General features: G+C 72.3%; 11 protein-coding genes. 5 read left to right on the forward strand and 6 right to left on the reverse strand.

The window, feature by feature from the left end:
* The first annotated feature begins 16 nt into the window (after positions 1 to 16).
* Positions 17 to 883, forward strand: coding sequence for a helix-turn-helix transcriptional regulator (locus tag ACFO0C_RS34615; RefSeq protein ID WP_378070981.1), 867 nt, complete (start codon positions 17 to 19; stop codon positions 881 to 883).
* On the opposite strand, the gene ACFO0C_RS34620 is transcribed toward ACFO0C_RS34615, so the two are convergent.
* Together ACFO0C_RS34620 and ACFO0C_RS34625 are read right to left on the reverse strand one after the other, a co-directional pair.
* Positions 868 to 1,437, reverse strand: a complete 570-nt coding sequence (locus ACFO0C_RS34620) for a dihydrofolate reductase family protein (RefSeq protein ID WP_378070982.1) — start codon at positions 1,435 to 1,437, stop codon at positions 868 to 870. The two genes, ACFO0C_RS34615 and ACFO0C_RS34620, sit on opposite strands and share 16 nt — an antisense overlap.
* 24 nt (positions 1,438 to 1,461) lie before the next feature.
* On the reverse strand, positions 1,462 to 2,265 hold the full coding sequence (locus ACFO0C_RS34625; RefSeq protein WP_378070983.1) for an NmrA family NAD(P)-binding protein: 804 nt from the start codon (positions 2,263 to 2,265) through the stop codon (positions 1,462 to 1,464).
* A 109-nt stretch (positions 2,266 to 2,374) separates the two neighbouring features.
* Here ACFO0C_RS34625 and ACFO0C_RS34630 point away from each other — a divergent pair, with 109 nt between their 5' ends.
* Positions 2,375 to 3,394, forward strand: a complete 1,020-nt coding sequence (locus ACFO0C_RS34630) for an AraC family transcriptional regulator (RefSeq protein ID WP_378070984.1) — start codon at positions 2,375 to 2,377, stop codon at positions 3,392 to 3,394.
* Here ACFO0C_RS34630 and ACFO0C_RS34635 read toward each other — a convergent pair.
* Entirely contained in the window at positions 3,370 to 3,864 is a 495-nt protein-coding gene (locus tag ACFO0C_RS34635; protein WP_378070985.1) for a CAP domain-containing protein, read from the reverse strand. The two genes, ACFO0C_RS34630 and ACFO0C_RS34635, sit on opposite strands and share 25 nt — an antisense overlap.
* Positions 3,865 to 4,107: 243 nt before the next feature.
* On the opposite strand from ACFO0C_RS34635, the gene ACFO0C_RS34640 reads away from it, so the two are divergent.
* Positions 4,108 to 5,031 carry a hypothetical protein gene (locus ACFO0C_RS34640; RefSeq protein ID WP_378070986.1) on the forward strand — a complete coding sequence of 308 codons (924 nt, stop codon included), beginning with the start codon at positions 4,108 to 4,110 and terminating at the stop codon, positions 5,029 to 5,031.
* A 9-nt stretch (positions 5,032 to 5,040) separates the two neighbouring features.
* Positions 5,041 to 6,255: an alpha-amylase family protein gene (locus ACFO0C_RS34645; RefSeq protein ID WP_378070987.1), complete on the forward strand. Its 1,215-nt coding sequence runs from the start codon at positions 5,041 to 5,043 to the stop codon at positions 6,253 to 6,255.
* Here ACFO0C_RS34645 and ACFO0C_RS34650 read toward each other — a convergent pair.
* A complete protein-coding gene (locus tag ACFO0C_RS34650) occupies positions 6,176 to 7,864 on the reverse strand; it encodes a sensor histidine kinase (RefSeq protein ID WP_378070988.1) in 1,689 nt (562 codons plus the stop codon). The genes ACFO0C_RS34645 and ACFO0C_RS34650 overlap by 80 nt on opposite strands.
* Positions 7,865 to 8,025: 161 nt before the next feature.
* On the opposite strand from ACFO0C_RS34650, the gene ACFO0C_RS34655 reads away from it, so the two are divergent.
* Entirely contained in the window at positions 8,026 to 11,247 is a 3,222-nt protein-coding gene (locus tag ACFO0C_RS34655; protein ID WP_378070989.1) for a chemotaxis protein CheB, read from the forward strand.
* Here ACFO0C_RS34655 and katG read toward each other — a convergent pair whose 3' ends face one another.
* Together katG and ACFO0C_RS34665 are read right to left on the reverse strand one after the other, a co-directional pair.
* Positions 11,248 to 13,473 (reverse strand): catalase/peroxidase HPI, encoded by a 2,226-nt coding sequence (katG, locus tag ACFO0C_RS34660; RefSeq protein ID WP_378070990.1) that lies wholly within the window; start codon positions 13,471 to 13,473, stop codon positions 11,248 to 11,250.
* Positions 13,470 to 13,904: a Fur family transcriptional regulator gene (locus ACFO0C_RS34665; protein WP_378071510.1), complete on the reverse strand. Its 435-nt coding sequence runs from the start codon at positions 13,902 to 13,904 to the stop codon at positions 13,470 to 13,472. Before ACFO0C_RS34665 ends, katG begins: the two co-directional genes overlap by 4 nt.
* Positions 13,905 to 14,019 lie beyond the last annotated feature (115 nt).

Raw genomic sequence — 14,019 nt, forward strand, 5'->3', positions numbered from 1 at the left:
GCCGTACCGTCGAGGGGTGGACAACCGAGCAGAGGTGCGGGACTTCCTCACCACCCGCCGTGCGAAGATCAGCCCGGAGCAGGCCGGCCTGCCGGTCAGCGGGCAGCGCCGGGTCAAGGGGCTGCGCCGCAGCGAGGTCGCGGCCCTCGCCGGGATGAGCGTGGAGTATTACGCGAAACTCGAACGCGGCGCTCTCGCCGGGGTCTCCGCCGGGGTGCTCGACGCGATCGCCCGGGCGCTCCGGCTCGACGAGGCGGAGCGGGCCCACCTGGTCAGTCTCGCCCACGAGGCGAACGGGAGCAACGCCGTCCTGCGCCCGGCCCGCCGGACCCGGCAGTGGACGTTGCGGCCGAGTCTGCGCTGGTCACTGGAGGCGATCACCAGTCCGGCGATCCTCGGCAACGGGCGGCAGGACATGCTTGCGGCCAACCATCTCGGCCGGGCCATGTACAGCGACGCCTACGCCGACCCGTCGGCTACGCCGAACTTCGCCCGCTTCACGTTCCTGGACAGCGCGGCGCACCGGTTCTACCCCGACTGGGGGATCGCGGCCGACATGACGGTGGCCAACCTGCGGACCGCGGCCGGCAAGGACCCGCACGACAAGGGGTTGCACGACCTGGTCGGCGAGCTGTCGACCCGCAGCGACGACTTCCGCCGCCGCTGGGGGTCGCACAACGTCCGCACCCACGCGACCGGGGTCAAGCACTTCCGGCACCACGTGGTCGGTGACCTCACCCTGGCCTGGGAGAGCCTGGACCTGCGGGCCGAGCCCGGCCTGACACTGACCGTCTACACCGCCGAGCCGGGCTCGCCGACCGCCGCGGCGCTGGTGCTGCTGGCCTCGTGGGCGATGGAGACCGCCGGTCAGGCCGCCCGGTAACGCAGCACCAGCAGGCCGCCGCCCAGCTCGGTCGTGCCGGTCAGGGTGAACCGGTGCGGGTGGAAACCGGCCGCGGTCAGCGGGATCCCGCCGCCGGCGAGCACCGGGTTCAGCTTGATCACCAGCTCGTCGATCGCCGGGAGCAGCTGCCCGGCCAGGTCGCCCCCGCCGGCCAGCCAGATGTCACGGCCGGGCTCCTGCTTCAGCTTCTCGACGAAGGGCAGCGGCTCCTCCGCGACGATCCGCACCTCCTGATCCGAGGGCGCGGTGACCGTACGCGAAAAGATGATCTGTCTGAGGTGTTGATAGGGACTCGTGATCCCGGCCCGCAAGGCCGGCTCGTAGGTGCCGCGACCCATCAGCACCGTGTCGAAGACCGCGTTGGGCGCGTCGACGCCGAGGGCTGCCCGCACGTGCGTGGGCAGCGTCTCCGGGAACCGCTCGGTCATGAAGCCGATGGCGTCGTCCTGCGGGCCGAAGAAGTCCCACGACCCGTCGGGCGCGGCGATGAAGCCGTCGATGCTGGTGGCGACGAAGTAGACGAGCTTTCGCATGGGTTCACGGTACGGCGCGCGGGCTCACCGGGCAGCGCTGACGATCTCCCGGAGCGTCTCGCGCAGCTCGGTGACGCAGACGTGCCGGCGGTCGCCGCGTGGCCGCAGCAGCCCACGGTCGGCGGCGTCGTAGAGGTCGGCCAGCTCACCGGCCAGCACCGGTGGGATCCCGGCCGCCGTCAGCGTCTCCGTCCACGCCGGCCGGGTGACCAGCACCACCTCCAGCTTCTCGCCCAGCAGCTCACCCAGCTCCTCGGCGACCTGCCGCTCGGTGTAGGCGGGCGCCTCCAGATCGACGACCTCGCTGCGCGCCGGCGGATGGGTCAGCGCGTGGGCGACGGCCGCACCGATGTCGCGGGTCGCCACCATCTCCACCGGCACGTCGGCGGACTCCCCGAAGACCGGGTAGACCGGCGCGCCCAGCAGGTCCTCCACCTTCTCCTGGAAGTGCGGTGACCGGATCGCGGTGACCACGGCGCCGGTGTCGCGCAGCAGGTTCTCCAGGTGGTGCAGCCAGCGGACCGGGCCGGTGCCCTCGGCCAGGTCGGCGCCGAGCGACGACAGCATCACCACGTGTGGCACCCGGCTGTCGGCGACGGCGGCGGCGATCGTGCCGGCCATCGCCCGGTGCGCCGCGTCGTCGCCGTCCGGGATCGTCGGCAGCAGCACGAACGCGCCGCGGCAGCCGGTGAACGCGGCGGCCAGCGCCGTCCGGTCGGTGAGGTCGGCGACGGCCCGCACGACCTCGCGGACCGGCTCGCCCGCCTCGCGCAGCGCCCGTGCGGCGGCGCCGCCGACGTGGCCGGTCACTCCGGTGATCGCAAACATGATGTCCTCCTGACGGGAAGTTCCGGTGACTCCAGTCAAGTGGCGACGGTCGCGACGAACCATGTTCGAGGACCGCGGAAGCATGTCTCAGCGTCTACGCTCGACGCCCATGGACCCACTGGGCGACCTTCTCGACGGGGTACGGGCCCGGACCGCCGCCTTCTGCCAGGCCGTCCTCGACCCGCCGTGGGGCCTGCGGATCGAGGACCGGGCGCCGCTGGCCCTGGCCACCCCGCTGCACGGCCACGCCTGGGTGGTCCCGGACGACGGGCCGCCCGTCCTGGTCAGGTCCGGCGGGGTCGCGATCGTGCAGGGCCCCGAGCCGTACACGGTCGCCGACACCCCGGTGACCCGCCCCCAGGTGTCGGTGCGGCCCGGCAACCGGCTGCTCGACCTCGACGGCGTCGACATCACCGCCGAGACGCTGCGGCGCACCAACACGAGCCGGCTGTGGCGCCGTAACGCCGAGCCCGGCCCGTCCGCCTCGACACTGCTGGCCAGCGGCACCTACCAGGTGTCCAGCTTCGTCAGTGGCCGTCTGCTGGCCACCCTCCCGCGGATCGTGCACATGCCCCGCGAGCAGATCCACTCACCGATCCTTGACCTGCTCACCGCCGAGGTCGCCCGGGACGAGCCGGGCCAGCAGGTGGTCCTCGACCGGCTCCTCGACCTGGCGCTGATCGCCACGTTGCGGGCCTGGTTCGCCCGGCCGGCCGCTGACCCGCCCGGGTGGTACCGCGCCCACGGCGACCCGCTGATCGGCCCCGCGCTCCGGATGCTCCACGACGACCCGGCCCGCCCGTGGACGGTCGCGGCGCTGGCCACCGCCACCGGTGCGTCCCGGGCGGCGTTCGCCCGCCGTTTCACCGAGCTGGTCGGCCAGCCGCCGATGACGTACCTCAGCCACTGGCGGCTCGACCTGGCCGCTGAATCGCTGCGCACCGGCTCGGCGACCGTCGGCGCCATCGCCCGCCAGGTCGGCTACGCGAACGCGTTCGCCCTGACGGTCGCGTTCAAACGGGTCCGCGGCGTGAGCCCGACCGATTTCCGCCACCGGGAACACGACGACGCCCCGGCCGTCGGCGGCCGGGGCGTCACGGAGGATCAGAAACCGAAATCCTGGGTGTAGTACGGGGTGCCGCTCGCCGAGTGGACGACACCGACACCGACCGCCTTGGAACGGCAGTTCAGGATGTTCGCGCGGTGGCCCGGGCTGTTCATCCAGCCGCTGACCACGTCCGACGCGGTGCGGTAACCCCAGGCGATGTTCTCCCCCGACGGGCTGGCGTAGCCGGCCGCCTCGCTGCGGGTGACGAACGACGAACCACCACTGCCGGTGTGCGAGAACGTGCCGGTCCGGGCCATCCACGCGCTGTGGTCGCGGGCGGCGGCGGTGAGCTGGGCGCTCACCGTCAGCGCGGTGCAGCCACCCTTGGTCCGCTCGACGTTGACGAGACGGTTGACCTCGGTCTGGAGCGCCTGCTCGGTCGGCTTCACCGGGGCTGCCTCGGCCGGGGACGCGATCATCGTGGCGGCGCCTGCGGCGGCCGCGGGAGCGAGGAGGGCGGCGACGGCGAGGCGGCGGAGAAGCTGGCGCAAGAGCAGACCCTTTCGGCGTACGGGACCCGCGGTCCCGCGGGCTCACCGATGACTTCGGCCCGCTCCCGGCCCGGCCGATCACCGAACGGGTGCACGACAGTCGCCATCCGGTTGCCACCCGCGGTCACTCTCCGTCAGGGGACGGATGTCCTGGGTTCCGAACTGAGGGTGGCGACCCGCATGTCGTCGATCCCACCGCCACCGGCGGGCGGAAGGGCCCGCTCGGCGGCTACCGTGCCTGTTGTGTCGATGCCCGACCGGCTGCGCCTGCACGCCTCCCACCTGGACGGGCTACGGGTGCGTCTGGGCCGGGTCCGGCTCGTGGTCCAGCGGTTCGAGAAGGATCAGGCCGCGTTCGGTGCGCTCTGCGGCTGGGTCCTCACCGGACTGGGTGAACGGCACGTCCGCCACGACGAGCTGATCGCCTATGTGGAGGAGACGTTCGTCATCACCGTCGACGGGCTGCGCGGGGTCGCCGACGGGCGGCAGACTCTGGCGCAGTTCGTCGGCGAGCCGGACGACGGGCCGCGGTCGGCCACCGAGATCATCGACGGGGTGCTGGCCGTCGTCGAGGGACGCGAGTGGGTGGAGCCGCTGCTGGCCGAGTCGGCGCCGGTCGCCGAGTTCGCGATGCCGCTCGACGACCTGGCGTCGGTGTTGCGGGCCAGCGGCCTGGAGGTGGCGATGGCCCGGATTCCGCCGCTGCGGCGGATGGTCGACGACCTGGCCGGGATGCCGGACGTGGTGGCCGAGCAGGCCCGCCTGTGGGCGGACATGGCCGGTGATTTGCGGGTGATCGGCGGCGATCTGCGGCGCTGCCTCGACGACGAGTTCGGCGGTGACGATCGCGCGGACGTGCGGGCCTACCTGACGCTGATGGGCAACAACGTCGAAGCGCTCCGAGGGCTGGTGGCCACGTGCACGGCGATGACGGTGATCACCAAGGCCGCCGGTGACCTGATCCTGCTGGCCCGGGACATCGTCCGCGGGCTGATCGGCGACCTGGTGGCCCGGGTGAGCGCCTGGGTGGCCGATCCGGCGGTGGTGCCGCTGCCGGTGCTGGTGGCCCGCCTGGGTGAGGTGGTCGCGACGGCGTGGCGGATCGACGCCTACCTGACCGCCCTGGTGACGAGCATCGCGAACCTGTCGCGCAGCATCGACGGATAGGGTCGGATCATGCGCAACGACTGGGTCGGCCATGTCATCTGGTGGCACGTCTACCCGCTGGGGTTCGTCGGCGCGGAGCCGTCGGGGGGTCCGTCCACCGAGGTCACCCACCGGCTCGGGCGGCTGGAGCCGTGGCTCGACCACCTGATCGCGCTCGGCTGCAACGGCCTCGCGCTGGGCCCGGTGTTCGCGTCCGGCACCCACGGCTACGACACCACCGACTACCTGCGCGTCGATCCGCGGCTCGGTGACGACGGCGACTTCGACGCGCTCGTGGCGGCCTGCCGGCAGCGCGGCATCCGGGTGCTGCTGGACGGAGTGTTCAACCACGCGGGGCGGGAGTTCCCGCCGGTGCGGGCGGCGCTCGACGGCAGCGGCCCGCGCGAGTGGGTCCGGTGGAGCGGTGACCATCCGTATCTGTTCGAGGGCCACGACCGGTTGATCACCCTCGACCATGGGTCGCCCGTGGTGCGTGACTTCGTGACCGAGGTGATGTGTCACTGGCTGGAGCGCGGTGCCGACGGCTGGCGGCTGGACGCGGCCTACGCGGTCGAGCCGGAGTTCTGGGCCGAGGTGCTGCCCCGGGTGCGGGAGCGGTTCCCCGCCGCGTGGTTCGTCGGCGAGATGATCCACGGCGACTACGGCGACTACGTGAAGCGGTCCGGCCTCGACGCCGTCACCCAGTACGAGCTGTGGAAGGCGGTCTGGTCGTCGCTGAACGACCGGAACCTGTTCGAGCTGGCCTGGGCACTCGACCGGCACCGGGCGTGGGCCGGCGCCTTCCTGCCGATGACGTTCCTCGGCAACCACGACGTCACCCGGATCGCCAGCCGGATCACCGACTCCCGGCACCTCGGTCACGCCGTGGCGCTGCTGTTCTTCCTGCCGGGGGTGCCGAGCGTCTACTACGGCGACGAGTTCGGCCTGCACGGGATCAAGGAGGACCGGCCCGGTGGCGACGACGCGGTCCGCCCGCCGATGCCCGCCGTCCCGGGCCCGGCCGGAGGCGACTATCAGCACCTGATCAGCATCCGCCGCCGCAACCCGTGGTTGACCGGCGCCCGGATCAGCACCGCCGGCCTGACCAACGAGCACCTCGCCGTGATCGCCGAGGGCCCCGCCGGGCAGCGGCTGTCGCTGCTGCTCAACCTGGCCGACGAGCCGTTCGTGCACGGCGGTCACGAGCCGGTGCCACCGCACGGCTGGGCGATCGTCGAGGGGTGACCGGCGGCAGCCGGATCTCGAAGGTCGCACCGGCGCCCTCGGTGCTCTCCGCCGACACGTCGCCGCCGTGGTCGCGGACGATCTGCCGGACGATCGCCAGGCCGAGCCCGCTGCCGCCGGTGCCCCGCCCGCGGGACGGGTCGGCCCGCCACAGCCGGTCGAAGACGAACGGCAGGTGCCCGGCCGCGATCCCGGTCCCGGTGTCGGTCACCCGCAGCACCGCGTCGTCGCCGTCGGCGCGCGCGGCCAGCGTGATCGACCCGCCGGCCGGGGTGGCGCGCAGCGCGTTGCCGACCAGGTTGCCGACGACCTGCCGGATCCGGTCCGGGTCGGCGTCGGCGATCACCGGCCCGTCCGCGTCGACGGCCAGCCGGACACCGGCGGCGTCGGCGGCGGCCCGGTGCGCGGTCCGGGCGGTCTCGATCAGCTCGGCCAGGTCGGTCGGGACCCGGTGGTAGATCAGGGCGCCGGCCTCGGCGAGCGCCAGCTCCTGGAGGTCGCCGACGATCCGCTGGTTGAGGATGACCTCCTCGTGCAGGGAGGCGAACAGCTCGGCGCTCGGCTCGACCACGCCGTCCTGCAGGGCCTCCAGATAGCCGCGCACGTTGGCCAGCGGGTTGCGCAGCTCGTGCGCGACGTCGGCGATGAGACGCCGCTGGTCGTCCTGGGCGGCACGCACCGAGTCGGCCATCTGGTTGAACGCGCGGGCCAGCTCACCGAGCTCGTCACGGCCGGCGTCGGGGACCCGGCCGTCCCGGTCGCCGCCGCCCAGGCGCCGGGCGGCGGAGGTCAGCGTGCCGATCGGGCGCAGCACCCGGCGGCTGATCAACAGCGCTCCGCCGGTGGTCAGGGCCGCGACCACGACGGTGATCAGCAGGACCGGGCCGGCGTCGAGAGTGCGTACCGGCTCGTTGCCCGCACCGATGGTGAGCAGCAACGGTGCGGGAGCGACGTCGCCCGTGGTGATCTGCCGCCGGAAGGCGGCCCGCAGGCAGCCGGAGTCGGCGACGCCGCACTGTCGGACCTGCGCCAGGTCGTCGGCGAGCTGCCAGGGGGCCGGCCGTCCGGGACGGCACGCTTCGACGGCGCCCGCCCCGGTCCCGCCGGCCGGCGAGTGCCGGGGCACGCCGTCCGGGCCGGGGCTGGCGACCAGCTCGTGGCCGTTGCGGTGCAGGCAGGCGGCGAGCAGTGTCTCCGTGCGGTAGGTGTCGATCGCGGTCAGGGTGGCCCGCCGGGCGTCACCGCGATCGGGGATGACCGCCTCGGGCAGCGGGTCGACGAACACCGCGACCGATCCGGGCGGCCGGGCCAGCCGGCGGTCCATGTGGTCGGTGTCGGCGACCACCGCGCCGTACGGGTCGACGAGCCGCAGCCGCTGCCCGGTCATCCCACGCAGCCGCGCCAGGGTCCGGTCGACGCCCTCCCAGGTGCCGTTGCGCAGCGCCTGCTCCCGCAGCTCGCCCCGGATCAGCTCGGTGGTCTCCTGGGATGCCGACGCGGCCTCACTGACCTGGTCACGGGCCTGCCACCAGGTCAGCGCGACGGTGGCACCGGTCGCACCGAGCGCGACCAGCGCCATCATGACGAAGACACGGATCCGGAAACTCATGCGCCCTCCGCGACGCGATGATCGCGCCGCGAACCGGCCGGGTGCCGCGCACGGCCCGGTTCGTCGTGGGTGATCGGGTTCTCGTTCGGCACGAGCCGATCCAAACATCGGCCGGCAACCGGTGGCGTCACCCGGCGCCGGAGGGGGCACGATATGTGGATATGAGGAGAGACCCGGTCATCGCTCTGGTGACCTCGGCCGGCGGGGTGCCCGCGCTGACCGCGGTGCTGCGTGGCGTGCCGCCGGGTCTGCCGATGACGATGGTGGTGCAGCAGCATCTGAGCGCCAACGGCAGCGCGCTCACCAAGATCCTCAGCGAGCGCAGCGGTCACGACGTCGTCTGGGCGGAGGACGGCATCGCGCTGTCCGCCGGCCGGGTGGTGGTGTGCCCGCCCCGGTACCGGCTCGAGGTGCTGCCGGACGGCACCTGCGCGCTGATCGGCAACGAGCCGGGTGCGCGGACCTTCCCGCACGACGGGCTGCTGCGGTCACTCGCCGACGCCTACGGTTCCCGGGCGGTGGCCGTGGTGCTGACCGGCATGGGCCGGGACGGCGCGGCCGGGGCCGCCGCGGTCCGGGCGGCCGGTGGCCTGGTGATCGTGCAGGACGAAATGACCGCGGAGTTCGCGTCGATGCCGGGTTCGGCGGCCGGCAGCGCCCATCTGGTCCTGCCGCTGGGCCAATTCGGCGGGGTGATCGCCGACCTGGTCCGGGGCCGCCCGCTGCCGCGGCCCCGGACGGAGATCGAGGCGGCGGCCGCCCTGTTCCACGGCCCGGGTGAGGTGGAGCGGCTGCTGCGGGACAAGGACTGGTCGGCGACCCCGCTGGGCCCGGTCACCGGCTGGCCGGAGGTGCTGCGCGCGGTCGTGCGGATCACGCTGGACTCCGGGTTCCCGGCGGCGGTCTGGTGGGGGCCCGAGCTGATCCAGATCTACAACGAGTCGTGGCGGCAGTTCCTCGGCTCGACGAAGCATCCGCAGGCCCTCGCCGGCCGCGCCGATCAGACGTGGCCGGAGCTGTGGTCGTTCGTCGGCCCGATGATCGCGAACGCCCAGGACAGCGGAGTGGCGTCCGGCGCCGAGAACATGCCGATGCTGATGGACCGCAACGGCGCGCTGGAGGAGGTCTACGTGACCTTCACCTATTCGCCGATCACCGACGACCGGGGCGCGGTCGTCGGCGTGCAGAACTCGGTGCTCGACACCACCGCCACGATGGTCGCCGAACGGCGGATGGGCCTGCTGCGTACCGTCGCCGCGGAGAACGCCGGGGCCCGTACCCCGGAGCACGCGTGCGAACTGGTCGCCGGTGCGCTGGCCAGGTTCCCCGCTGACGTGCCGTTCGCCCTTCTCTACGTGATCGACCAGGTCCGGCGGGAGGCACGACTCGCGGGCGTGGCCGGTCTGGAGGCCGGATCATTCGCCGCGCCGTTGGTCATCGACCTGTGGAACGGCAACCCGGTGTGGCCGCTGCCCAGCGTGCTGGGCGATCCGGGCGGGCATCGCGGCGGGATGCTGCTGACCGGGCTCGACGAACGTCTCGGCGGGCTGCTGGCACCGCCGCCGGCACTGCCCGGGGCACTGCCACCGGACGCCGCACTGCTCCTGCCGATGGTCGCCGGGCCGGACGGCACCGTCACCGGTGTGCTGGTGGCCGGCCTGAACCGCCATCAGCCGTTCGACGACGCCTACCGGGGATTCCTGGACCTGCTCGCCGGTCAGGTCGGCGCCGCACTCACGCTGGCGCACACCCGGCACCGGGAGCGGCAGAGCCTGGAGAAGCTGGCCGAACTGGATCGCGCGAAGACCGAGTTCTTCTCCAATGTGAGCCACGAGTTCCGTACCCCGCTGACGTTGATGCTCGCCCCGCTGGAGGAGATGCGGCACCGTCCCGGCGAGTGGGCCGCGGAGATCGACGCGGTCCACCGCAACGCCGGCCGGTTGTTGCGGCTGGTCGGCACCCTGCTCGACTTCTCGCAGGCCGAGGCCGGCCGGATGCGGGCGGCGTTCGCTCCGACCGACCTGGCCGGGCTGACCACCGACATCGCGTCGATGTTCCGGAGCATCGCCGAGAAGGCCGGCCTGCGGCTGATCATCGACGCACCGGCACTGCCCGAACAGGTCTGGGTCGACCCGGAGATGTGGGAGAAGATCGTCTCCAACCTGCTGTCGAACGCCCTGAAGTTCACCTGGCAGGGCACCGTCGAGGTGATCCTGCGCCCGGTCGAACGACACGCCGAACTGATCGTGCGGGACAGCGGGGTGGGTATCCCGGGCAGCGACCTGCCGCACGTGTTCAAACGCTTCCACCGGGTCCGGGACGCCCGTGGCCGTACCCACGAGGGCGCCGGCATCGGCCTCGCCCTGGTCGACGAGCTGGTCCGCCGCCACCACGGGCGGGTCCGGGTCACCAGCCGCCCCGGCAGCGGCACCGCCTTCACCGTGTGGATCCCGATGGGCCGCCGTCCCGAACACGCCGCCGGTGACGCCGTGCCGGTCGCGGTGGGCGCTCTGGCCCGGTCGATGGCGGAGGAGGCCGCCCACTGGGACGTCGGACCGGGCCACGACGGGGAGGCGGCGGGCATCGGCGAGGAGACCACGCTCCGCGATCTGCCGGTGCGGTCCGACGAGCATGTCCGAGTACTGGTCGCCGACGACAACGCCGACATGCGTGACTATCTGGCGCGGCTGCTCGGGACGGCATGGGACGTCACCGTCGCCGCCGACGGCGTGCAGGCCCTCGACCTGGCCCGGCGGGAGCATCCCGCGCTGATCGTGGCCGACGTGATGATGCCGCGGATGGACGGCTTCGGCCTGCTCCGGGAGATCCGGGCCGACGAGGGGCTCGCCACGACGCCGGTCGTGCTGCTGACCGCCCGGGCCGCTGAGGAGTCAGCGATCGAGGGCCTGCTGGCCGGCGCCGACGACTACGTGGTCAAACCATTCACCGCCCGCGAGCTGGTGGCCCGGGTCGATGCCCAGCTGAAGCTGGCCCGGCTGCGCCGCGTCAGCGATCGCCGTTTCCGGGCGCTGCGCGACGCCAGTTCCGCCGTCGTCTACCGGATGAGCGCCGACTGGAGCAGCATGCACGCCCTCGACGGTCACGGCTTCCTCGCCGACACCACCGAACCCGCCGTGAGCTGGCTCGACACCTACATCGACCGGGCCGACCAACCCGAGGTCCTGGCCGCGATCAGTGCCGCCATCGCCGCGAAGGAGGTCTTCCAGCTGGAGCACCGGGTCCGGCGGCCGGACGGGACCCTCGGGCGGACCCTGTCACGCGCGGTGCCGCTGTTGGACGACGACGGCGAGATCATCGAGTGGATCGGCACCGCCACCGACCTGACCGGGATCAGGCCGGTGGCGGACCAGGACCGGGACTGATCAGGCCAGGTCGAAGCGGTCCAGCTCGGTGACCTTCGTCCACGCCTTGACGAAGTCGTGGACGAACTTCTCCCGGGCGTCGGCGCTGGCGTAGACCTCGGCCAGGGCGCGCAGCTGCGAGTTGGAGCCGAAGATCAGGTCGACGGCGGTGGCGGTGAAGGCGACCTTGTCGGTGGCGAGGTCGCGGATCTCGTACACATGCTCGGTCTCCTTCGACGCCGTCCACCGGGTGCCCGGGGAGAGCAGGTTGACGAAGAAGTCGTTGGTGAGCACGCCGGGCGTGCCGGTGAGCACGCCGTGCTCGCCGCCGGCGAGCGTGCGCAGGCCGCCGACCAGCACGGTCATCTCGGGGGCGGTGAGGTTCAGCATGTACGCCCGGTCGACGAGCAGCACCTCCGGCTGGGTCTTCTCGCCCGGCCGCAGATAGTTGCGGAACCCGTCGGCCCGCGGCTCCAGGACGGCGAACGACTCGACGTCGGTCTGCTCCTGCGTCGCGTCGGTACGGCCCGGGCGGAACGGCACGGTCACCGGCACCCCCGCGTCGGCGGCCGCCTTCTCCACCGCGGCGTTACCGGCCAGCACGATCAGGTCGGCCAGGCTGACCTTCGCACCGCCGGACGCGTTGAACTCCTGCTGGATCTTCTCCAGGGTGTCGATGACCGGGATGACCGGCCGGTTGACCTCCCACGAGCGCTGCGGCTCCAGCCGGATCCGGGCGCCGTTGGCTCCACCGCGCTTGTCGGTGGAGCGGAAGGTCGCCGCCGACGCCCATGCCGCCTGTACCAGCTGCGTGACGCTCAGACCGGACTCGAGCACCTTCGCCTTGAGCGCGGCGATCTCGGCGTCCCCGACGAGCGGGTGGTCGACGGCCGGGACCGGGTCCTGCCAGAGCTGTGCCTCCGGCACCCACGGGCCGAGGAACCGCACGACCGGGCCCATGTCACGGTGCAGCAGCTTGTACCAGGCCTTGGCGAACGCCAGCGAGAACGCCTCCGGGTCGGCCAGGAAACGGCGGGAGATCTGCTCGTACGCCGGGTCGACGCGCAGCGACAGGTCGGTCGTCAGCATCGTCGGCTTGTGCTTCTTCGACGGGTCGTGGGCGTCCGGGATGATCGCCTCGGCGTCCTTGGCGACCCACTGCTTGGCGCCGCCCGGGCTGGTGGTGAGCTCCCACTCGTACCCGAAGAGGATCTCGAAGAAGCGGTTGCTCCACTGGGTCGGCTTGTCGGTCCAGGTGACCTCCAGGCCGGAGGTGATGGTGTCGGCGCCCTTGCCGGAGCCGTGCGTGCTCAGCCAGCCGAGGCCCTGCGACTCCAGCGGCGCGCCCTCCGGCTCCGGGCCGACGTGGTTGTCGGCCACGCCCGCGCCGTGGGTCTTGCCGAAGGTGTGACCGCCGGCGATCAGCGCCACGGTCTCCTCGTCGTTCATCGCCATCCGGGCGAACGTCTCCCGGATGAAGTGCGCGGCGGCGAGCGGGTCGGCGTTGCCCTTCGGGCCCTCCGGGTTGACGTAGATCAGGCCCATCTCGGTCGCGCCGACACCCTCGGACATGGTCTTCTCCGAGGCGTACCGCTCGTCACCGAGCCAGGTGTCCTCCGGGCCCCAGAAGATCTCCTCCGGCTCCCACACGTCGACCCGGCCGAAACCGAAGCCGAACGTCTTGAAGCCCATCGACTCCAGTGCCACGTTGCCGGCCAGCACCAGCAGGTCGGCCCAGGAGATCTTCTGCCCGTACTTCGCCTTCACCGGCCAGAGCAGGCGGCGCGCCTTGTCCAGGTTCGCGTTGTCGGGCCAGCTGTTCAGCGGGGCGAACCGCTGGCCGCCGTCACCGGCGCCACCACGGCCGTCGTGGATCCGGTACGTCCCGGCGGCGTGCCAGCTGAGCCGGATCATCAGGCCGCCGTAGTGGCCGAAGTCGGCCGGCCACCAGTCCTGCGAAGTGGTCAGCACCGTGACGATGTCAGCCTTGAGGGCCTCGACGTCGAGCTTCTCGAACTCGGTGGCGTAGTCGAAGTCGGGCGAGAGAGGGTTGCCCTTCGACGAGTGGGCGTGGAGCACCGACAGGTCGAGCTGGTTGGGCCACCAGTCCCGGTTGGTGCGCGGGCGCCCGCCCGTCTTCGGCGTCGGCGAGTCGATCGCCGGGTTCTCGCTCTCGCTGCCGTGCGCGGTCACCGAATCGTGGGCGACCGGGCACTTGGCGGTGGTGTTGTCCTGAGCGTCGCTCATGAGATTCCTTCCGAACGTTTGCTCACGCAGGCGGGGCAGCTGCCCCAATAGACGACCTCCGCCTCGTCGATCACGAACCCGTGATCATCGGAGGCGGACAGACAAGGGGCGTTTCCGACAGCGCAGTCGACGTCGGCGATCGCGCCGCACGAACGGCACACGACATGGTGATGATTGTCCCGCACCCGCATCTCGTAGCGGGCCGTCGCACCGGCAGGCTGGATGCGCCGCACCAGACCGGTGTCGGTGAGCGCACGCAGCACATCGTAAACCGCCTGGTGGGAGACCGTCGGAAGTTCCGATCGCACCAGCGAGATCACGGTGTCGGTGTCGACATGGGGGTGGTCGGTCAGCGCGGCCATCACCGCCAGCCGGGGCCTGGTCACGCGCAACGAGACCGCCCGCAGCCGATCCTCGAAGTCGGACGTCATGCCCCCGACCTTAACCCGCTTTTCTGGAATCATTCCACTTTTGCCGGGGGTGGCCCCGTAGACGCGGCCCCTCGGGGCCACCGTCGCCACATGGCGGCGATCGAAATCACATCGA

The organism is Actinoplanes subglobosus, assembly GCF_042650585.1.
Taxonomy (GTDB): Bacteria; Actinomycetota; Actinomycetes; order Mycobacteriales; family Micromonosporaceae; genus Actinoplanes; species Actinoplanes subglobosus.

Coding starts and splice junctions, on each gene's coding strand:
- ACFO0C_RS34620 (WP_378070982.1), bottom strand. CDS start 1,437: ATGCGAAAGCTCGTCTACTTCGTCGCCACCAGCATCGACGGCTTCATC.
- ACFO0C_RS34625 (WP_378070983.1), bottom strand. CDS start 2,265: ATGTTTGCGATCACCGGAGTGACCGGCCACGTCGGCGGCGCCGCCGCA.
- ACFO0C_RS34630 (WP_378070984.1), top strand. CDS start 2,375: ATGGACCCACTGGGCGACCTTCTCGACGGGGTACGGGCCCGGACCGCC.
- ACFO0C_RS34645 (WP_378070987.1), top strand. CDS start 5,041: ATGCGCAACGACTGGGTCGGCCATGTCATCTGGTGGCACGTCTACCCG.
- ACFO0C_RS34650 (WP_378070988.1), bottom strand. CDS start 7,864: ATGAGTTTCCGGATCCGTGTCTTCGTCATGATGGCGCTGGTCGCGCTC.
- ACFO0C_RS34655 (WP_378070989.1), top strand. CDS start 8,026: ATGAGGAGAGACCCGGTCATCGCTCTGGTGACCTCGGCCGGCGGGGTG.
- katG (WP_378070990.1), bottom strand. CDS start 13,473: ATGAGCGACGCTCAGGACAACACCACCGCCAAGTGCCCGGTCGCCCAC.
- ACFO0C_RS34665 (WP_378071510.1), bottom strand. CDS start 13,904: ATGACGTCCGACTTCGAGGATCGGCTGCGGGCGGTCTCGTTGCGCGTG.